The sequence below is a fragment of the Phenylobacterium sp. LjRoot219 genome (assembly GCF_964252995.1).
In the GTDB taxonomy this organism is placed as follows: domain Bacteria; phylum Pseudomonadota; class Alphaproteobacteria; order Caulobacterales; family Caulobacteraceae; genus Phenylobacterium.
Genome location: NZ_CAXUQI020000001.1, coordinates 555,823 through 576,330 on the forward strand (window position 1 = coordinate 555,823; position 20,508 = coordinate 576,330).

12 protein-coding genes are annotated in these 20,508 nt (G+C 71.5%); 8 read left to right on the forward strand and 4 right to left on the reverse strand.

Translation table 11 applies throughout. The features are described 5' to 3' along the window. Positions 1-44: 44 nt before the first annotated feature. From ACSQ14_RS02790 to ACSQ14_RS02815, 6 genes are read left to right on the forward strand one after another with little or no spacing between them, the layout of a single operon-like run. Positions 45-1,502 carry an efflux RND transporter periplasmic adaptor subunit gene (locus ACSQ14_RS02790; RefSeq protein WP_436009497.1) on the forward strand — a complete coding sequence of 486 codons (1,458 nt, stop codon included), beginning with the start codon at positions 45-47 and terminating at the stop codon, positions 1,500-1,502. After that, positions 1,502-4,648 carry an efflux RND transporter permease subunit gene (locus ACSQ14_RS02795; RefSeq protein ID WP_436009499.1) on the forward strand — a complete coding sequence of 1,049 codons (3,147 nt, stop codon included), beginning with the start codon at positions 1,502-1,504 and terminating at the stop codon, positions 4,646-4,648. The genes ACSQ14_RS02790 and ACSQ14_RS02795 overlap by 1 nt, the downstream gene beginning before the upstream one ends. Further along, the gene (locus ACSQ14_RS02800; RefSeq protein WP_436009501.1) at positions 4,645-7,977 is read left to right on the forward strand and encodes an efflux RND transporter permease subunit; all 3,333 of its coding nucleotides are present in this window, start codon (positions 4,645-4,647) and stop codon (positions 7,975-7,977) included. The genes ACSQ14_RS02795 and ACSQ14_RS02800 overlap by 4 nt, the downstream gene beginning before the upstream one ends. A gap of 5 nt (positions 7,978-7,982) precedes the next feature. Next, positions 7,983-9,449, forward strand: coding sequence for an efflux transporter outer membrane subunit (locus ACSQ14_RS02805; RefSeq protein WP_436009503.1), 1,467 nt, complete (start codon positions 7,983-7,985; stop codon positions 9,447-9,449). 46 nt (positions 9,450-9,495) lie between these two features. After that, positions 9,496-11,160: a glycosyltransferase family 4 protein gene (locus ACSQ14_RS02810; RefSeq protein WP_436009505.1), complete on the forward strand. Its 1,665-nt coding sequence runs from the start codon at positions 9,496-9,498 to the stop codon at positions 11,158-11,160. Further along, positions 11,160-12,824, forward strand: a complete 1,665-nt coding sequence (locus ACSQ14_RS02815; RefSeq protein ID WP_436009507.1) for a glycosyltransferase family 4 protein — start codon at positions 11,160-11,162, stop codon at positions 12,822-12,824. The genes ACSQ14_RS02810 and ACSQ14_RS02815 overlap by 1 nt, the downstream gene beginning before the upstream one ends. Positions 12,825-12,830: 6 nt before the next feature. Here the strand turns inward: ACSQ14_RS02815 and ACSQ14_RS02820 are convergent, their stop codons facing one another. Next, positions 12,831-13,244 carry a DUF3597 domain-containing protein gene (locus ACSQ14_RS02820; RefSeq protein WP_436009509.1) on the reverse strand — a complete coding sequence of 138 codons (414 nt, stop codon included), beginning with the start codon at positions 13,242-13,244 and terminating at the stop codon, positions 12,831-12,833. Between the two features lie 259 nt (positions 13,245-13,503). On the opposite strand from ACSQ14_RS02820, the gene ACSQ14_RS02825 reads away from it, so the two are divergent. Further along, the gene (locus ACSQ14_RS02825; protein ID WP_436009511.1) at positions 13,504-16,650 is read left to right on the forward strand and encodes a rhamnan synthesis F family protein; all 3,147 of its coding nucleotides are present in this window, start codon (positions 13,504-13,506) and stop codon (positions 16,648-16,650) included. A 78-nt stretch (positions 16,651-16,728) separates the two neighbouring features. On the opposite strand, the gene ACSQ14_RS02830 is transcribed toward ACSQ14_RS02825, so the two are convergent. Then, entirely contained in the window at positions 16,729-17,532 is an 804-nt protein-coding gene (locus ACSQ14_RS02830; RefSeq protein ID WP_436009513.1) for an ABC transporter ATP-binding protein, read from the reverse strand. Beyond that, positions 17,529-18,365, reverse strand: a complete 837-nt coding sequence (locus ACSQ14_RS02835; RefSeq protein WP_436009515.1) for an ABC transporter permease — start codon at positions 18,363-18,365, stop codon at positions 17,529-17,531. The genes ACSQ14_RS02830 and ACSQ14_RS02835 overlap by 4 nt, the downstream gene beginning before the upstream one ends. A gap of 196 nt (positions 18,366-18,561) precedes the next feature. Here ACSQ14_RS02835 and ACSQ14_RS02840 point away from each other — a divergent pair, with 196 nt between their 5' ends. Next, positions 18,562-19,536, forward strand: a complete 975-nt coding sequence (locus ACSQ14_RS02840) for a glycosyltransferase family 2 protein (RefSeq protein WP_436009517.1) — start codon at positions 18,562-18,564, stop codon at positions 19,534-19,536. On the opposite strand, the gene ACSQ14_RS02845 is transcribed toward ACSQ14_RS02840, so the two are convergent. Further along, positions 19,533-20,504: a glycosyltransferase family 2 protein gene (locus ACSQ14_RS02845; protein WP_436009519.1), complete on the reverse strand. Its 972-nt coding sequence runs from the start codon at positions 20,502-20,504 to the stop codon at positions 19,533-19,535. The two genes, ACSQ14_RS02840 and ACSQ14_RS02845, sit on opposite strands and share 4 nt — an antisense overlap. Positions 20,505-20,508: the final 4 nt, after the last annotated feature.

Below are 20,508 nucleotides of genomic sequence, written 5' to 3' on the forward strand. Positions count from 1 at the left end.
AGCGTTAGACGACTTCAAGCCTGGGTGTTTCTGTCGGAGGGCGAATGGACGATCTGGCCGCGAAACGGCGCCTGAAGAGCAGTTGGCGGGTCACCTCGAGGCGCCCGTGGATCGTGCTGCTCGTGCTGGTGCTGCTCGGCCTGGCGGTCTGGGGCGCCTGGGCGCTGGTGCAGAACGCCAAGAGCGAGAGCGGCGGTCCCGGCGGCGGCTTCGGGCGGCGCGGCGGCCGGCCGCCGACCACGGTGAGCACGGCGCAGGCGAGCCTCGCCGACATCCCGGTGACGCTCGACGCGATCGGCACGGTGACCCCGGTGGCGACGGTCACGGTCCGGCCGCAGGTCAGCGGGACCATCACCCAGATCCTGTTCACCGAAGGCCAGATGGTGAAGCGCGGGCAGACCCTCGCGGTCATCGATCCGCGCCCCTACGAGATGCAGTTGATGCAGGCGCAGGGCCAGCTCACCCGCGACGAGGCGCAGCTCGCCAACGCGCGGCTGACGCTGCAGCGGTTCCGCAACCTGCTGGCCCAGGACTCCATCGCCCGCCAGGAGGTCGACACCCAGGCGGCGACGGTGAAGCAGCTGGAGGGCACGGTGCTGACCGACCGCGCCGCCGTCGGCACGGCCAAGCTGAATCTCAGCTTCACCCGCGTCATCGCGCCGGTCGACGGCCGGGTCGGCCTGCGCGCCGTCGACGTCGGCAATGTGGTCGCCGCCAACGACGCCACCGGCATCGTCGTGCAGACCCAGGTGACCCCGATCGACGTGCAGTTCACCGTGCCGCAGGACCAGGCGCCGGAGGTGATGGCGCTCGCCGCGAAAGGGACCCTGCCGGTCGCGGTGCTCGACCGCACGCGCAGCAGCCCGCTGACCACCGGGACCTTCTCGACGCTCGACAACCAGGTCGACCCGAGCACCGGCACGGTGCGGGCCAAGGCCCGCTTCGGCAACGGCGACGGGGTGCTGTTCCCCAACCAGTTCGTCAACGTCCGGGTGACGCTGAACGTGATCCGCGGCGCGGTGGTGGCGCCGCTGACGGCGCTGCGCACCGGGCCGAACGGCGACTTCGTCTGGATCGTCAAGCCGGACCAGACCGTGACCATGCGCGCGGTGAAGCGCGGCCAGACCACGCCGACCCAGGTGGCGATCCTCTCCGGCCTGACGGTCGGCGACAAGGTGGTGACCGAGGGCGGCGATCGGCTGACCGAGGGCGGCCGGATCATGCTGCCGGGCCAGGGCGGCCAGCGCGGCCGCCGCGGTCAGGCGCAGGCCGGCCCATCGTCGGCGGCGGGCGCGGATGCCGGCGGCGGCGCGCCGTCGCCGGACCGTCAGGCGGCGCGCGCGGCGCTGCTGAAGGCCTGCGGCGGCGACATCGCCAAGCTGTGCGCCGGCGCCGAAGGCCGTGAGGCCATGATGTGCCTGCGGCAGCACGCCGACCAGACCAGCGCGGGCTGTCAGGCGGCGCTCGCCAAGATGCCTCGGCGCGGGGCGGGACCGGCCTGATGGCGGCGGCGCTGTACAGCGGACCGCCCGCCGGCGGCGGTCCGTCGCGACCGTTCATCCTGCGGCCGATCGCGACCTCGCTCTTGATGGTGGCGATCGTGCTGGCCGGGCTGGTGGGCATGCGGCTGATGCCGCTCTCGGCCTTGCCGCAGGTCGACTATCCGACCATCCAGGTGCAGACCCTCTATCCGGGGGCCAGCCCCGACGTGATGGCCCAGACCGTCACCGCCCCGCTCGAGCGCCAGTTCGGCCAGATGTCGGGGCTGTCGCGGATGAGCGCGGTCAGCTCCGCCGGGGCCTCGGTGATCACCCTGCAGTTCGACCTCGACGTCGGCCTCGACGTCGCCGAGCAGGAGGTGCAGGCGGCGATCAACGCCGGCGGCGCGCTGTTGCCGGCCGACCTGCCGGCGCCGCCGGTCTACGCCAAGGTGAACCCGGCCGACGCGCCGATCCTGACCCTGGCGGTGACCTCCGACGCCATGCCGCTGACCGAGGTGCAGAACCTGGTCAACACCGACCTGGCGCAGAAGATCAGCCAGACCCCCGGCGTCGGTCTGGTCACCCTGAGCGGCGGCCAGCGGCCGGCGGTGCGCATCCAGGTCGACACCCAGGCGCTCGCCGCCCGCGGCCTTGGCATGAACACCGTGCAGAGCGCCATCAGCAGCGCCAACGCCAACGCCGCCAAGGGCAGCATCGACGGACCGCTGCGCGCCTACGCCATCAACGCCAACGACCAGCTGCTGACCGCCGAGGACTACAAGAGCCTGGTGGTCGGCTACCGCAACGGCGCGCCGGTGCGGCTGTCCGACGTCAGCCATGTGGTGGATGCGGCGGAGAACGTGCGGCTGGCCGCCTGGGCCGACCTGACGCCGGCGATCCTGATCAACGTCCAGCGCCAGCCGGGCGCCAACGTCATCGCCACCGTCGACGCCATCAAGAAGCAGCTGCCGACCCTGACCGCCGGCCTGCCGGCCTCGGTGAAGGTCACGGTGCTGACCGACCGCACCACCGGCATCCGCGCCAGCGTGCACCACGTCGCGCTGGAGCTGTTCCTCGCCGTCGCCCTGGTGGTCGCGGTGATCTTCGTCTTCCTGCACAGCCTGCGGGCCACGGCGATCGCCAGCCTGGCGGTGCCGGTGTCGCTGATCGGCACGCTCGGCGTGACCTATCTGCTGGGCTACAGCCTCAACAACCTCAGCCTGATGGCGCTGACCATCGCCACCGGCTTCGTCGTCGACGACGCCATCGTCATGCTGGAGAACATCCAGCGCCACGTGGAGGAGGGTGAGCACCCGTTCCAGGCGTCGCTGAAAGGCGCCCGGCAGATCGGCTTCACCATCATCTCGCTAACGGTCTCGCTGATCGCGGTGCTGATCCCGCTGCTGTTCATGCAGGAGGTGGTCGGCCGGCTGTTCCGCGAGTTCGCCGTGACGCTGGCGATCACCATCCTGATCTCCGGGGTGGTGTCACTGACGCTGACGCCGATGCTGGCGGCGCGCTGGCTGAAGCCTGGCGAGCAGGCGCAGGACACCGCCTTCGGCCGCCGCGCCCAGCACTATTTCGACCGGCTGCTGCACCAGTACGACCGGGCGCTGATCTGGGTGCTCGACCGCCAGCGCGCGACCCTGCTGGTGGCGGTCGGCACGGTGGCGCTGACCGTGCTGCTCTACGTGGTGATCCCCAAGGGCCTGTTCCCGACCCAGAACACCGGCCAGCTGCAGGCCCGCGTCGAGGCTTCCCGGGACATCTCCTTCAGCCGGATGAGCGCGCTGCAGCAGCAGGTCGCCGCCGAGCTGCTCAAGGACCCGGCGGTGGTCAACCTCAGCTCGCTGGTCGGCGTCGACGCGTCGGCCAACAGCATGCTGCACACCGGCCAGATGCTGATCAACTTCGAGCGCGGCCACGGCTCGCAGGACAAGCTGATCGAGCGGCTGAAGGCGCGGGCGGCCAACGTGCCGGGCGCGACCCTCTATCTGCAGCCGACCCAGGACCTGACCATCGACGCCGAGACCGGCCCGACCCAGTACCGGCTGTCGCTGGAGGGCGCGGACACCGCCCAGGTCAAGCTCTGGGCCGACCGGCTGACGACCAAGCTCGCCACCCTGAAGCAGGTGCGCAACGTCTCCACCGACGCCAACGCCACGGCGCCGGCGATCCATGTCGACCTCGACCGCGACACCGCCGCCCGACTCGGGATCAGCACCTCGGCGATCGACGACGCGCTCTACTCGGCGTTCGGCCAGCGGATCGTCTCGACCATCTTCACCGAGACCAACCAGTACCGGGTGATCCTCGAGGCGCGGCCCGGGCTCGCCACCACGCCGGAAGGGCTTGGCCAGCTGCAGATCCCGACCGGCTCGGGCGGCACCACGCCGCTGTCGGCGATGGCGACGATCCGGGTGGCGGACTCGCCGCTGCAGGTGACCCACGTCGAGCAGTTCCCCTCGGCCACCGTCAACTTCGACACCGCCCCGGGCGTGGCGCTGGGCACCGCGGTCGGCGCGGTGCGCAAGGCGGCGGACCAGCTGGGCATGCCCGGCGCGGTGTCGGTGAAGATGCTCGGCGCCGCCGGGGCCTACGAGACGTCGCTCGGCAACACCCTGTGGCTGATCCTGGCGGCGGTGGTCTGCGTCTACATCGTGCTGGGCGTGCTCTACGAGAGCTTCGTCCACCCGCTGACCATCCTCTCGACCCTGCCGTCGGCGGGCGTCGGCGCGCTGCTCGCCTTGCTGCTGACCGGCCATGAGCTGGGCGTCATCGCGATCATCGGCCTGATCCTGCTGATCGGCATCGTGAAGAAGAACGCGATCATGATGATCGACTTCGCGATCGACGCCGAGCGCAACGAGGGCAAGAGCCCGCGCGAGGCGATTCACCAGGCGGCGCTGCTGCGCTTCCGGCCGATCCTGATGACCACCATGGCCGCGCTGTTCGCCGCCGTGCCGCTGATGATCGGTTTCGGCGAAGGGGCCGAGCTGCGACGCCCGCTCGGGGTGGCGATCTTCGGCGGGCTGATCGTCAGCCAGCTGCTGACCATCTTCACCACCCCGGTGATCTATCTGGCGTTCGATCGCCTCGCGCCCGGCAAGCGGGCGACTGGGGCTGCGGTGGGCGAGGCGGGGCCGAAGCCGGAGCCGGCGGAATGAACCTGTCGGCGCCGTTCATCCGCCGGCCGATCGCCACCATCCTGCTGACCGCGGGTTTGGCGCTGGCCGGGATCGCCGGCTACTTCTCGCTGCCGGTGGCGCCGCTGCCGAACGTCGACTATCCGGCGATCTCGGTCAGCGCCAACCTCGCCGGCGCCAGCCCGGCCACGATGGCCACCAGCGTCGCCACCCCGCTGGAGCGGCGGCTGGCGACGATCTCCGGGCTGAACGAGCTCACCTCCTCGAGCTCGACCGGCTCGAGCCGCATCAGCCTGCAGTTCGAGCTGTCCAAGAACATCGACGTCGCCGCGCGCGAGGTGCAGGCGGCGATCAACGCCGCGCGGGTCGACCTGCCCTCCACGCTGCGCTCCAACCCGACCTACCGCAAGCGCAACGCCGCGGCCCAGCCGGTGATCATCCTGGCGCTGACCTCCGAGACGCGGACGCCCGGCGAGATCTACGACCTCACCAGCAACCTGCTGCAGCAGCGGCTGAGCCAGATCGACGGCGTCGGCGAGGTGGAGCTCGGCGGCGCCTCGCAGCCGGCGGTGCGGGTGGAGCTGTACCCGCATGCGTTGAACGCCTACGGCCTGTCCGGCGAGGACGTCCGCGCCGCGGTGCAGGCGGCCAGCGCCAACCGGCCGAAGGGCGCGGTCGACGAGGGCGAGCGGCGGCTGCAGATCTATACGCCGGAAGCCGGCGTCCGGGCGGCCGACTACCAGGAGCTGATCATCGCCTGGCGCAACGGCGCGCCGGTGCGGTTGAAGGACGTCGCCCGGGTCGTCGACGGGGTGCAGGACGACCGCGTCATGGGGCTGTTCAATGGCCGCCGGGCGATCGTCGTCAACGTCACCCAGCAGGCCGGCGCCAACGTCATCGCCACCGTCGACAAGGTCCGCGCCGAGCTGCCGGCGCTGCGCGAAGACCTGCCGGCCGACGTCACCTTGGAGGTCGCCTCCGACGCCACCTCCTCGATCCGCGCCTCGCTGCACGAGATCCAGGTGACGCTGCTGATCTCGGTGATCCTGGTGGTGCTGGTGGTCAGCGCCTTCCTGCGCAGCGGCCGCGCGACCGTCATTCCGGCGGTCGCCACCGTGGTCTCGCTGCTCGGCACCTTCGGGGTGATGTACCTGCTGGGCTTTTCGCTCAACAACCTCAGCCTGATGGCGCTGACGGTGGCGACCGGCTTCGTCGTCGACGACGCCATCGTCGTGCTGGAGAACACCGCCCGCCACCTCGAGGCCGGCATGGACCGGTTCCAGGCGGCGCTGCTCGGCGCGCGCGAGGTCGGCTTCACCGTGCTGTCGATCAGCGTCAGCCTGGTCGCGGTCTTCATCCCGCTGCTGTTCATGGGCGGCCAGGTCGGCCGGCTGTTCCGCGAGTTCGCCGTGAGCCTGTCGGCCGCGGTGCTGATCTCGCTGGTGATCTCGCTGACCACCACGCCGATGATGTGCGCCTGGCTGCTGCGCCGCGAGACGCCCGGCCGCCGGCCGAACCGCCTGGCGCGCGGCTTCGAGGCCGCCTGGGACCGGGTGCTGCGGACCTACGCCGTCAGCCTGGATTGGGCGCTCGGCCACAAGCCGCTGATCATGCTGATCCTGGCGGTGGTGGTGGGCCTGAACGTCTACCTCTACACGGCCGCGCCGAAGGGCTTCTTCCCGCAGCAGGACAGCCGCCGGCTGAACGGCTTCCTGCGCGCCGACCAGAGCATCTCCGCCGAGGCGATGGGCCAGAAGCTGACGCAGATCGTGACCATCATCCGCCGCGACCCGGCGGTGGAGACGGTGATCGGCTTCACCGGCGGCGGCCGCGCCGGCGGCGGGTTCCTGGCGGTGCAGCTGAAGCCGCCGTCGGAGCGCCCCGGCGTCCGCGGCCAGGACGTCATCCAGCGGCTGCGGCCGCAGCTCAGCCACGTGACCGGGGTCTCGGCCTTCCTCAACCCGCAGCAGGACGTGCGGATGGGCGGGCGCGGCGGCGGCGCGAGCTACCAGTACACGCTGAAGGCGGACAACGACGCCGACCTGAAGAAATGGACCATCCAGCTGGCGAATGCGCTGAAGGGCGACCCGCGGCTCACCGACATCGACAACGACGTGCAGGACAACGGCGTCGAGGCCTTCGTGACCATCGACCGCGACAGCGCAGCCCGGGTCGGCATCACTCCGCGCGACGTCGACAATGCGCTCTACAACAGCTTCGGCCAGCGGCAGATCGCGACCATCTACCGGGACATCAACCAGTACACGGTGGTGCTGGAGAACGGCGGAGCCGACGGGCAGGGACCGGAGGCGCTGGCCGGCGTGAACGTGCCGACGCGCGGCGTGTCTTCGGGCTCGCGGCAGGTCAGCCAGGCGCCGCCGGCCTCGGTGTTCCAGCCGGTCGCCGGAGGCTCGCCTATCTCCGCCGTCAGCGGGCCGATCGCCAATCCGTTCGCGCCGATCGGCGAGGGCGCGGCGACGGCGGCGAGCGCGCAGAGCTCGGCCCAGGCCAATCCCGGCCTGCGGGATTCCGCCAGCGGCAGCGGCGTCAGCACCAGCGCCAGCCGGATGGTCCCGCTGCCGGCGATCGCCGCCTTCTCGGAGCGGGCGAGCCCGGCCAGCGTCAATCACCAGGACGCCCAACTGGCCGCCACCATCTCGTTCAACCTCGCGCCGGGTCAGTCGCTCAGCGACGCCCAGGCGGCCATCGCCGACGCCGAGGCGCAGATCGCCATGCCGACCAACGTCCGCGGCAGCTTCGAGGGGACCGCGCGCAGCTTCCAGACCCAGCTCAAGAGCCAGCCGGTGCTGATCTTGGCGGCGCTGGTGGCGATCTACATCGTCCTGGGCGTGCTCTACGAAAGCCTGGTCCATCCGATCACCGTGCTGTCGACCCTGCCCTCGGCCGGCGTCGGCGCGGTGGTCGCCCTGCTGCTGTTCAAGATGGAGTTCTCGATCATCGCCCTGATCGGCATCTTCCTGCTGATCGGCATCGTGAAGAAGAACGCCATCCTGATCATCGACTTCGCCCTCGAGGCGGAGCGCTCGCGCGGGCTGTCGGCCACCGAGGCGGTGCGCGAGGCTTGCCTGCTGCGCTTCCGGCCGATCCTGATGACGACGCTGGCCGCGGTGCTGGGCGCGCTGCCGCTGGCCATCGGCTTCGGCGAGGGCTCGGAGCTGCGTCAGCCGCTGGGGGTGGCGATCATCGGCGGGCTGATCGGCAGCCAGCTGCTGACCCTGCTGACCACGCCTGTCGTCTACATCTACCTCGACCGCCTGCGCTCCCGCCGCGGCGACGAGCGCTTCCTGAGCCGCAGCAGCGGGACCGATCCCGCGCCGGCCAACGGGTGACCTGCATGCAAGACCGTTTCGTTCGATGCCTGATCGCCGGGGCCGCCGCGGCCGCGCTCGCTGGCTGCGCCGTCGGCCCCGACTATGCGCGCCCGACCACGCCGGTCGCCCAGGCCTACAAGGAGCCGGCCCCGGCCAACGCCGACGGCTGGGCGCCGGCGCGGCCGGGCCGCCTCGCGCCCAGCGGCGAGTGGTGGGTCGTGTTCAACGATCCGACGCTGAGCGCGCTCGCTGCGCGCGTCGCGGTCTCCAACCAGAACGTCGCGGCGGCCGACGCAGCCTATCGCCAGGCGCAGGCGATCGTGCGCGAACAGCGCGCGTCGCTGTTCCCGGCGATCGGCCTGGATGTCGGCGCTACCCGCTCCGGCAGCGGGCGCGGCACGGTGGTCACCAGCCCGGGCGGCGGCGGGACCGGAGTGGTCACCGGCGGGGCCGGCGGCGCCTCGACCAGCTATCGCAGCAACGTCAACGCCAGCTGGGAAGCCGACGTCTGGGGCGGCATCCGCCGCTCGATCGAGGGCGCCAAGGGCGCGGCCCAGGCCAGCGAGGCGGACCTGGCGGCCGCCACCCTGTCGGCGCAGGCCGAGCTGGCCAGCAGCTATTTCGAGCTGCGCGCGGCCGACACCCAGATCGCGCTGCTGACCCGGGTGGTCGACGGCTACCAGCGTAGCCTGAAGATCGCCCGCAACCGCTACGAAGCCGGGGTCGCGCCGCACAGCGACCTGCTGCAGGCGCAGAGCCAGCTGGCCACCACCCAGGCCGACCTGAAGGACCTGGTCCGCAGCCGCGCGGTGTTCGAACACGCCATCGCCGTGCTGGTCGGTGAGACGCCGGAAGCCTTCACCCTGGCCGCCGATCCGAACTGGGCCGGCGCCGTGCCGCAGATCCCGGCCGGGGTGCCCTCGATCCTGCTGCAGCGGCGGCCGGACATCGCCGCGGCCGAGCGGCGCGCCGCCTCGGCCAGCGCCGGGATCGGCGCCGAGACGGCGGCCTATTTCCCGAGCCTGGTGCTGACCGGCTCCTATGGGTTCGCGACCAGCGAGCTGGCCAATCTGCTCGGCTCGTCGGCCAACGTCTGGTCCTTCGGGGCCTCGGCGGCCCAGACCCTGATCAACGGCGGCGCGACCCGCGCCCGGGTCGCCGGCGCGCGCGCGGCCTACGACCAGAGCGTGGCGCAGTACCGGCAGACCGTGCTGGCCGCCTTCCAGGACGTCGAGGACCAGCTGGCCGCTCAGCGCAGCCTCGCCGAGCAGCACGAGCTGCGCCGCCAGGCCGCCGCCGACGGCGACCGCGCGGCGACCATGGTGCTCAACCAGTACCGCGAGGGCCAGGTCGCCTACACCGACGTGGTCGCCGCCCAGGCGACGGCGCTCAACGCCCAGCGCAGCGCCGTGCAGGTCGCCGCCGCCCGCCAGACCACGGCGGTGGCGCTGATCGCAGCGCTGGGCGGCGGCTGGACCGCGCCGTCCTGAGGGGCTGGTTTGGGCGGTTCGGGGGTTGCGTGCTAACCCGAGCGTCGTGACTCCCGCGATCTTCTTCGACGCCGACGGCTACGTGCTCGACGGGCCCCTGCTGATGGGCCGCCAGTCCGCCGGCAACGGCTTCCTGCGGGCCGCGGTGCGCGGCCACGCCGGTCGGCCGATCCACGCGGTGACGTCGTCGCGCAAGGCCGCCGAGGTGTTTCGCGACGTGGTGCTGCGGATGGACCCGCAGGCCCAGCCGCGCTGGATCCCCGCCTCGCGGCCGGCCGGGATCGCCGAGCGCGGCGTGCTTTACCGGCCCGACGTCAACCTCGTGGCCCAGGCCCGCGCGCGCCTGCGGGTCGGCGCGGCGCGCTACAGCATCTGCGGCGTCACCCACACCCTGTCGTCGCATGCCCCGGCCGAGGTGCTGGCGGAGATGATCGCCGGGCCGGTGATGCCGTGGGACGCGCTGATCTGCACCTCGACCGTCGCGCGGACCTTCGTCGAGACCCTGCTGGCGACGCAGGAGGACTACCTCGCCTGGCGGTTCGGCCAGCGGCTCGCCGCGCCGCGGCCGCAGCTGCCGGTGATCCCGCTCGGCGTCCATTGCGAGGACTTCGCCGCGGGCCCCGGCGCTCGCGCGGCCGCGCGGGCGGCGCTCGGCCTGGCCGATGACGAGGTCTGCGCCCTGTTCGCCGGCCGGCTGACCTTCAACGCCAAGGCGCACCCATTCCAGATGTACGCCGGGCTGGAGCGCGCCGCTCGCGCCACCGGCCGCAAGCTGGTGCTGATCCACGCCGGCAAGTTTCCATCGCCGGCCATCGAGCAGACCTACCGCAACGCCGTGGCGCAGTGGTGCCCGAGCGTGCGGGTGCTGTTCGTTGATGGCGGCGACGCCCAGGCGTTCGCCGCGACCTGGCGGGGAACGGACATCTTCGTCTCGCTCTCCGATAACATCCAGGAGACCTTCGGCATCACGCCGATCGAGGCGATGGCCTCCGGCCTGCCGGTGCTGGTCAGCGACTGGGACGGCTACAAGGACACGGTGCGCGACGGCGTCGACGGCTTCCGCGTGCCCAGCTGGGCCCCGCCGCCCGGCGCCGGCGCCGAGATGGCGTTCGATTTCGAGACCGGCGCCACCAACTACGACTACTTCCTGTCGCGCACGAGCACGGCGACCTCGGTCGAGCCGGGACCGCTGCTGGCGCGGCTCACCGCGCTGATCGAGAACCCCGACCTGCGCCGGCGGATGGGCGAGGCGGGTCGTGAACGGGCGCGCCGCGAGTTCGACTGGGCCGGGGTCTATGCCCGCTACGAGGCGCTCTGGCTGGAGCTGGCGGCGATCCGCGGGCGCTGCGCAGACGATCCGGCGCTGCGGCTGGCCGCGGCGCCCCAGGCCTCGCCCGTGCGGCCCGACCCCTTCACCGCCTTCGCCCACTATCCGACCCGTCACCTCGGCCCGGCCACCCGCGTCCGCGCCGTCGAAGGGGCCGATGCGGCGGCCTATAAGGCGCTGACCACGGAGGGGGGCATGCACGCGTTGTGGCGCTCGCCGCCGGAGGTGATCGGCCGGACGCTGGCGGCCTGCGGCGGCGCGGGAACCCGCCTGGCCCAGCTGGCCGAACTGCTGGGCGAGCCGCAGCTTGCGGTATTGGAACGTGTCGCGCGCCTGGCCAAGCTGGAGCTGGTCACGTTGGCGGCGGGCGAGGGAGAGGCCTGATGGCGAGCCGGCTTTCGATCTTTCATCCGCCCGGGCGGATGGGCTACGGGGCCAACCCGTTCGGCAAGGACGTCGCCAACCTGCAGCTCTGGCGGGCGCTGGCGCAGCACGGCGGCTTCGAACAGCTGGACGTGCTCAGCCACGCGCCGACGCGCGAGCCCGAGCTGCGCCAGGCGCTGCTCGACGACGCGCCGGCGGCGCTGCGGCTGACCGCCGACAACATCCTGAACCAGGCGGTTCCGGCCGCCGCCGGCGCGCTGCTGCGCGGCCAGCCCTACCTGCACGAGCTGGCCTGGTTGCGGCGGCGCGGGGGCGGCGACCGCGCCTACAGCCTGCTGGGGCTGGTGCACACCCTCGCGCCGCCGGCGATCCGCGAGATGATCGGAATGACCCTGACCTCGCCGGTGCAGCCCTGGGACGCGGTGATCTGCACCTCGCCTTCGGTGCGCGACGCCCTGGCGCGGATGTTCGACGAGTACGGCGACTTCCTGGGCGAGCGCACCCACGGCGTGCGGCCGCCGCAGCCGCAGCTGCCGGTGGTCCCGCTGGGGGTCGAGGGCGAGGTGTTCGCCGCCCGCGCCGACCGCCCCGAGGCCCGCGCCCGCCTGCGCGCCGAGCTCGGCCTGGCCGAAGACGACGTGCTGGTGCTGTGGGTGGGCCGGTTGTCCTTCTACGAGAAGGCCTTCCCGCAGCCGATGTTCGCCGCCGTGCAGCAGGCGCAGCGCGCCACCGGCGCCAAGGTCGCCTTCGTCATGGCCGGCTGGTTCCCGGCGGAGGCCGATCGCGAATCCTACGCGCAGGCCGCCAGGGTGCATGCGCCGGACATCGACGTGCGGCTGGTGGACGGCAACGACGCAGGCCGCGTCGCCGACCTCTGGGCCGCCAGCGACGTCTTCCTGTCGCTGGTCGACAACATCCAGGAGACCTTCGGCCTGACCCCGCTGGAGGCGATGGCCGCCGGCCGGCCGGTGGTGGTCAGCGACTGGGACGGCTACCGCTACACCGTGCGCGACGGGATCGAGGGCTTCCTGATCCCGACCCTGATCGGTTCGCCGGGCGGGTTGAGCGCCACCATCGCCCAAAACCACGTGCTCGAGGCGACCAGCTATCAGGTCTATGTCGGCGCGCTCGCGCAGCACACCGCGGTGCATGTCGGCCGCGCCGCCGAGGCGCTGTCGCGGCTGATCGCCGATCCGGAGCTGCGCCGCCGGATGGGCGCGGCGGGCCGCGCGCGGGTCCGCGAGGCGTTCGACTGGAAGGTGGTCGCCAGGCAGTACAACAGCCTGGTCGACGACCTGGCGGCGCGCCGAGCCGCGGCGGCGGACCCGGCGAGCAACCACCGGACGCACCCGGTCAAGGGCGACCCGTTCCGGGATTTCGCCGGCTTCGCGACAGCGGCGCTCAGGCTGGACACGCCGCTGACGGCGGCGCCGGGGGCGAGCGCCGAGCGGGTGCTGCGCGCCGCCCAGCAGCCGCTGGACGTGGCCTTCCCCAGCCTGCGCGCGACCGTGGCCGAATGCGCCCAGGCCTTCGAACAGATCGCCAGCGGTCAGGCGCGGACCGCGCGCGACGTGCTGATGGCCGCCCCGCCGGAGCGCCGGCGGCCGATGGAGCTCGGCCTGCTGTGGCTCGCCAAGTACGGCTTTATCGACTGGCCGACCTGAGCCGGCTCAGCGCAGCGAATCCGGCACCAGGCCGCCGTTCTCGGACAGCTTGGTCATGACCTGCTTGTGCAGCCAGATGTTCATCGAGGCCGAGTCGCCGGTGTCGCCGCGGTAGCCGAGCTCGCCGGCCAGCTCCTTGCGCGCGGCGAGGCTGGAATCCAGCGACAGCAGCTTCATCAGGTCGACGATCGAGCGCCGCCAATCCAGCTTCTCGGGGGTGTCCTGGGCCATCACGTCGAGCACGGCGGCGACGTCCACCTGCTCCATCGGCGCGACCGGGACCGGCTGCGGCGCGGGCTGCGCCGACTGCACCGGAGCCGCCTGCGGGGCCGGCTGCGGAGCCGCCTGGGCCGGCGCCGGCGCCGCCTTCGCCTTGGGGTGGTGGAAGATCTTGGACATGATCGAGCCGAAGATGCTCATTCGGAAGGGCTCCTCTGTGGTCTTCGGTCCGGTCCCGATCCGGCGGGATCGGCTGGCGCGGAGAAGAACGGGGCGAATCAAAGGTTTGCGCGCGTCCTGATCGGACGGCCGGGGCCGGCGATTGCGGAACGTGTTGCCGCAACGCGCCGCAGCGCGGTTCGGAACCCAAGGCCAAGCTCTGCATGACGCGGCCGGCCCTGCGACTCGACGCCCCGCCCGCGAGGGTGGACCGGACCGCCGCCACATGGTTGAAGGCCGCATGAGCCCGATCCGCGTCGCCAAAGCGCAGCTGAAGTCGCTGCTTTATTGGCTGGTGTTAAGCGTTCGCGAGGTGGTCCTGGAGCGGCCCCGAATCCGCGCATTTCTGCGCGTTCTCGGAGACCCGCTGATCCGGCTGATGCTCTGGGCCGGCCGCGCGCCGCCGCCCACCGTGTGGGAGCCGGTGCTGCGCCTGCCGCTGGACTACGAGCCGGCGGCCCCGCCGCTGTCCACGGCGATCCTGCTGCACGCCTACCACGTGGAGGTGCTGCCGGAGATGGCGGCCCTGCTGCGCCGACTGCCGTTCCCCGCCGACCTGGTCGTCACGACCGACACCGAGACCAAGCAGGCGGCGGCCGAGGCGGCGTTCGCCGGCTGGTCGCTCGGCCGCTTCGAGGTGCGGGTTACGCCCAATCGCGGCCGCAACGTCGGCCCTCAGCTGATCGCCTGCCGCGACGTCTTCGACCGCGCCGAGCTGGTGCTGATCCTGCACACCAAGGTCTCGGACCATACCGACGCGCTCGCCGGGTGGCGCAAGTTCCTGCTGCGCGACCTGATCGGCTCGCCGGCCGTGACCCGCGGGGTGATGGAGACCTTCGCCCGGTTGCCGAAGCTGGGCGTGCTCGCCCCGCGCACCTTCCTGACCGTGCGCCGCCACCTGATCTGGGGCGAGAACTACCCGGCTTGCCGCGGCTTGGCCGAGCGGATGGGCTTCGCCCTGTTCCCCGACAGCCCGCTCGACTTCCCCGCCGGCTTCATGTTCTGGGCGCGCGCTGCTGCGCTGAAGCCGCTGCTCGACCTCGACCTCGACTGGGAGGACTTCGCGCCGGAAGCGGGCCAGAAGGACGGCACGTTGGCGCACGCGCTCGAACGGCTGATCTTCCACGCCTGCGAGCTGTCCGGCCACCGCTGGGCGCGCGCCGGCGTCCAGCTCGACCCGATGACGCCGGAGGCCTTCTACAACGCCTGGACGCCGCGGGTGCTGGCCCGCGCCCTGACCGACCGCGGCCGCACCGTGCTGCTGCCAGGACGCGCGGCGCAGCCGACCAGCGGCACCGACGCCGACACCCTGTTCGCCTACCCCGATCCGAAGGCTGCGTTCCGCGCCGCCTGCGCCGGCGAACTCGAGGAGTTCCTGGCGAGCGGCCAGCGCCTCGTGCTGCCGACCTCCGAGCAGCCGGCGGTCTCGATCCTGCTGGTCCTGTTCAACCAGGCCGAGCTCACCTTCGAGTGCCTGCGGGCGCTGCAGTGCGCGCTGGACGCGCCATGCGAGGTGATCCTGGTCGACAACGCCTCCTCCGATCGGACCGGCGAACTGCTCGACCGGATCGACGGGGCGAAGATCCTCCGCAACGCCGACAATCTGCACTTCCTGCGCGGCGTGAATCTGGGGGCGGAGCTGGCCTGCGGCCGCCACCTGCTGCTGCTGAACAACGACGCGCGCGTGGCGCCCGGCTCGATCGCGGCGGCGGTCGAGCGGCTCGACGGCGAAGCGGATCTCGGCGCCGTCGGCGGCCGCATCATCCTGCTCGACGGAACGCTGCAGGAAGCCGGCAGCATCATCTGGAACGACGGCAGCTGCCTTGGCTATGGCCGCGGCGCCGATCCCTGGGCCGGGGAGTTCCAGTTCCGCCGCGACGTCGACTACTGCTCGGGCGCCTTCCTGATGATGCGCCGCGAGCTGTTCGAGCGGCTCGGGCGCTTCGACGAGACCTTCGCGCCGGCCTACTACGAGGAGACCGACCTGTGCATGCGCATCCGCGAGGCCGGCTTGCGCATCGGGTATGACCCGCGGATCCAGCTCTCCCATTTCGAATTCGGCAGCTCGGCCAGCTCCGACGCGGCGCTGGAGCTGCAGGCCGCGCATCACAAGCTGTTCCAGGCGCGCCATGCTGCAGCGCTGGCGAAGCACTGCGCCCCGGCCGCTTCGCCGCTCGTCGCGCGGATGCGCGGGCCTTCGCGCGGGCGGGTGCTGATCGTCGATGACCAGATCCCCTATCCGCAACTCGGCGCGGGCTACCCGCGCGCGCTCGACATCCTGCGCGCGGCGGTCGAGGCGGGGTGGTTCGTCACCTACTACCCGCTGGTCTACTCGGACGTGGACTGGGCGGAAGCCTACGGCGTCGTGCCGCCCGGGGTGGAGATCGCCGCCGAACATGGCGCTCCGGGGCTGGCCGAGTTCATGCGCGCGCGGGCGGGCTACTACGACGTGGCCCTGGTCAGCCGGCCGCACAACATGGACGTCTTCCGCGCCGCCCTGGCCGAGGCGCCCGAGTTCATCGACCTGTCGCGGGTGGTCTACGACGCCGAGGCGATCTTCGCCCTGCGCGACGAGGCGCTCGCCCGGCTGACGGGCCAAGTCGAACATCCGAAAGCCGACAAGGCGCGCAAGGACGGCATGGCCGCCGAGCTGGCGCTCGCCGACGGGGCCGGGGTGATCCTGGCGGTGAACGCCGCCGAGGCGGGGGTCTTCCGTGGGGCGGGCGCGCCGGACGTGCGGGTGCTGGGCCATGCGCTCGAGGCGCGGCCGACGCGGCAGCCGTTCGAGGCCCGCGGCGACCTGCTGTTCGTCGGCGCGCTGGACGAGGACGAGTCGCCCAACGCCGATTCGCTCGACTTCTTCGTCCGCGAGGTGATGCCGAAGCTCGACGCCCTGATCGGCGCCGACTACGTGCTGCGGGTGGTCGGCCGCAACGGCGCCGCGCGCGTCCAGGCCCTGGCCGGACCGCGCGTGCAGCTGCTCGGCCGGGTCGACGACCTGCAGCCGCTCTACGCCCAGAGCCGCGTGTTCATCGCCCCGACCCGCTATGCGGCGGGGATCCCGATGAAGGTGCAAGAGGCGGCCGCCCGCGGCCTGCCGGCGGCGGTCACGCCGCTGCTCGCGCGTCAGCTCGGCTGGGCGGACGGCGAGGCGGTGACCGTCGGCGAGAGCGCTGACGCCTTCGCCCGCGCCTGCCAGCGGCTCTACCAGAACGCGGCGCTGTGGGAGACCGTGCGGGCCGGCGCGCAGGCGCGCATCGCCGCCGAATGCCAGCCCGCCGCCTTCGCCGCCAGGGTCGCCGAGGCGCTCGACGCGGCGGCCGGGCGCGAGCCGGTTGCGCAGGCGCAGCCGCTGGTGGTGCGCGAACGGGCTCAGACTTTCGGCTGAGATAAGCTTTCGGCCGCCGACTTGAGGCAAGGCAGGCTTCTCACCCACTCGCGTGATCCATCGCGAGTGGGAAGCGCTCTAGGCGGCCAGCAGCTCGTTGAGCTTGCGGATGTCGGTGATCGGCGAGGCGACGCCGCCTTCCATCCGCATGACCTTATTGCAGTAGAGCTTCAGCAGATTGTGGTCGTGCGAGGCGAGCACCAGGATGCCGGCGCGCTCGACCAGCTTCAGCAGCCGCTTGTGCGCCAGCTTCTTGAAGTCGGAGTCGCCGACGGCGATCCACTCGTCCATCAGGATGACGTCGGCCTCCACCGCGGTCGCCGCGGCGAACGCCAGCCGGGCCTGCATGCCCGCCGAATAGGTCTTCACCGGCATGGCCAGGAACGGCCCCAGGCCGGTGAACTCGGCGATCTCGTCCATCCGCGCCTCGATCTCGCGCGAGGTGAGGCCGCTGATGCGGCCGCGCAGGCGGATGTTGTCGTAGCCCGAGGCCGACGGGTCGATGCCCAGGTTCAGGTCCAGCAGGGCGGCGATGCGCCCTTGCACCTCGACCTCGCCGTCGTCCGGCTCGTAGGCCCCGGAGAGCGCGCGCAAGAGGGTGGTCTTGCCCGAGCCGTTGTGGCCGATCAGGCCCAGCCGGTCGCCGGCTTTCAGCTCGAGGTTCAGGTGCGAGATCGCCTTGACCTCGGTGACGCCGGCATGGCGGCCGAGGCGGCCGCCGACGGTCACCGCCGCCAGGCTCTTCTTCAGCGACTTGGCGTCGACGCCATAGACCGGAAAGCGCAGCGAAAGGTCGCGGCAGGACACCGACACCGGCGGCGCCTTGGCGGGCGGCGCGGGCTTCGACGGGTCGGGACGGGCGAGGTTCAGCACGCGCTTCATAGGTAGTGCACGATCCGGCGACGGGTGGAGGCGAAGACGCTGAAGGTCAGCGCCCAGCCGGCCACGGCCATAATGGCGAGAATCCCGTAGGTGTGCGGCGCGGGGGCCGCGCCCATCAGCGGGGCCCGGATCGCCTCCAGCATGTGATAGAAGGGGTTCAGATCGAGCACCGCGTGGCGGCCGTCCGCCAGGCGCTGCGCCGGCCAGAACACCGGCGTGATGAAGATCGCGAACTGCATGATCGAGATCACCACCTGCGGGATGTCGCGGAACCGCGCCGAGCCGATCGCCACCAGCATGCTGATCCAGGCGGAGTTCGCCATCAGGAAGAACAGGCCGAGCAGCGCGCCGGTCACCTGGATCTCGCGCCAGTAGCCGTAGATCAGCAGCACCGCGACCACGATCAGCATGTGATGGGCGAGGTTGATCACGTTGCGCAGCACCGTGCGCCAGACGAAGGTGAACATCGGCAGGTTGGTCTGCGCCAGCATGCTCGACGCCGAGGTGAAGGTGGTGCAGCCGTCGTTGATGATGCCGCTGATCGTGCCGAAGAAGACGATGCCCAGCGCCACCAGCGGCAGGAACTCGCTGGCGGTGATGCCGAACAGCTTGCCGTAGACCAGGCCGATGCCGACGACCATCATGCCCATCGACAGGGTGATCCAGAACGGGCCGAGGATCGAGCCGCGATAGCGCGAGCCGACGTCGTGCCAGGCCAGCGACCAGGCAAGATCCATGCGGTGGACCGAATTCTTGAGGTCCTGGAACGCCATGGCGTACTCGAACAGCGTACCCCGCCGTCCGGTCCGCAGCATGTGAGTCGCCGTATCCATCTGCTCTCCGAAAGCGGCCGCTGGGGTAACAGCTGACCTATGCCGGCGCAAGGACGGCGCCCACGCTCAGCGAGGCCCTAGCTGCCGCGGGAAAATGGCTGGGCTGTGGCGAAGCGCGCCGATGCGGGCTTTGCCCGTCCTGCGCGAACCGTGGTAGCGCGGTTCGTCCAGCAACGCCCGCCCCGAGAGGTGCGCCATGCCGCGCGTAACCGTGGCGATCCCCGCCTACAAGCCGGCGCACCTGGGCCAGGCGATCGCCAGCGTCCTTGGCCAGACCTTCGCCGATTTCGAACTGCTGATCTCCGACGACTGCCCGGACGATGCGGTGCGCGCCGTGGTCGCGCAGTTTCGCGACCCGCGCATCCGCCTGATCGAGGGGCCCCGCCAGGGCCTGGTCGCCAACAGCGTGCACCTGTGGGAGCAGGCGGGCGCCGACCTCTTGAAGTATGTCTACGACGACGATTTCCTGCTGCCGTTCGGACTGGCCGATCTGGTCGACCTGCTCGGCCGCGATCCCGGCCTGACCTTCGCCTTCTGCGCCCGGCATATCGTCGACGCCGACGGGCGGATCCTGCATTCGAACAGCCCGCTCCGCAGCGGCGAGATCACGGTCCTCCCGGGCGCGACGCTGACCGATGCACTGGTCGGCGGGATCATCAATCCGATCGGCGAGCCGACCAACCTGCTGATCCGCCGCTCGAGCTTCGGCGACGCCGCCTGCCTGCGGCAGTACGGCGGCGCGCCGGTGCGGCACCATATCGACGTCGCCTTCTTCATGAACGCCGCCGAGCGCGGGCCCTGCGTCGGGACCCCGGCCTTCGGCGCCGCCTTCCGCCGCCACGCCAACCAGGTGACCTCGCTGCGGCAGGCGGCGGACTTCTCCTACGGCGTCGCCGAGTGGGAGCTGTTCGTCCGCGGCGCGGTCAGCCGCGGCGTGATCGCCCCGCAAGCCGCGCTGCGCGGCTTCGACCGGCTGGAGCTGCACTACCGCAACCACCTGGCGGCGTTTCCGGAACTCGCGCCGTTGGCGGCGGAGCTGCCGCGCCTGCGCCAGCAACTGCAGGCCGGCGCGCGGGAGCTGTTGGACGCCGACTTCCGGCGGCGGTTGAGCGACGTCGAGGCGGCGATCGCGGCGCGGAAGGCGGCGGGCTCGCCGCCAATACAGGCCTAACCGGCCGCCAGCTTCGCCTTGGCCTTGCGCTCGCTGACCGCCGCGTCGATGCCGGCCCAGCTGCGCCGGAAGTCAGCATCCAGCACGTCAGCATCCTGGGCGGCGATCCGCTCGAGCAGAATCGGGATCCCAGGCTGCAGGATGGCGAGTTCCGGAACGCGGTCCACAAACAGCGCGTAGAGGCGACCGAGGGTCTCTGCGCCCGCCCGCGCCTGCTCGGCGTTGAGCCGGCCCGCCTGGTACTCGCCGCGGACGAAGATCTCCCATTCGCCGACGACCTTGGCGTAGCCGGGGCTGAAGCCGGGCGTGGAGTTCTGGGCGCCGTGCTGCCGGTATTGCGAAACGGTGCGGCCGATTCCCACGACGGGCCCTTTCGCGGACGCGTTCAGGTAAAGGGCGACATCGATGAGCATCTCGAGCTCGAATCCGGCGTAGGACGAGAAGTCGTCCCAGGTCACGCCGCTGGATTTATTGATCAAGATGTTCGGGAACTCGCCGACGCGGTTGGTGCAGGACGGCACCTGCGTCTGCGATAGGCGCTCCCGGTTCAAGCCGACGACAACATTCTCCTGTATGTATCGCGGCGACTTGAGCACTCTGCCTTCCGAACTGATCACATCCCGGTGGCCGAAGACGAAGGACGCGGCGGGCTTCTGTTCCAGCACGTGGCAGAGGTCCGGCAGGCAGTTCGGCAGCAGCACGTCGTCGTCGTGCAGAATCTTGATGGCGTCGCCTTCCGCCGCCTGCCAGAGGCGCCGCAGATTTTCCGCCCCGCCGACCTTCCCCTCCGTGTGGACGAGCCGGATCCTCGGGTCGCGGAACGATGCAACTACGTCGTTCACGGCGCCGCCGCCGCTATCGTCGCTTATCAACAGATCGAAATCTTCGCGTCCTTGAGCGAGAACGCTGGCGATGGCCTGTCTTAGGAAGGTTGGCCGGTAGGCCGGAATGACGACGCTGACCTTCAATTCG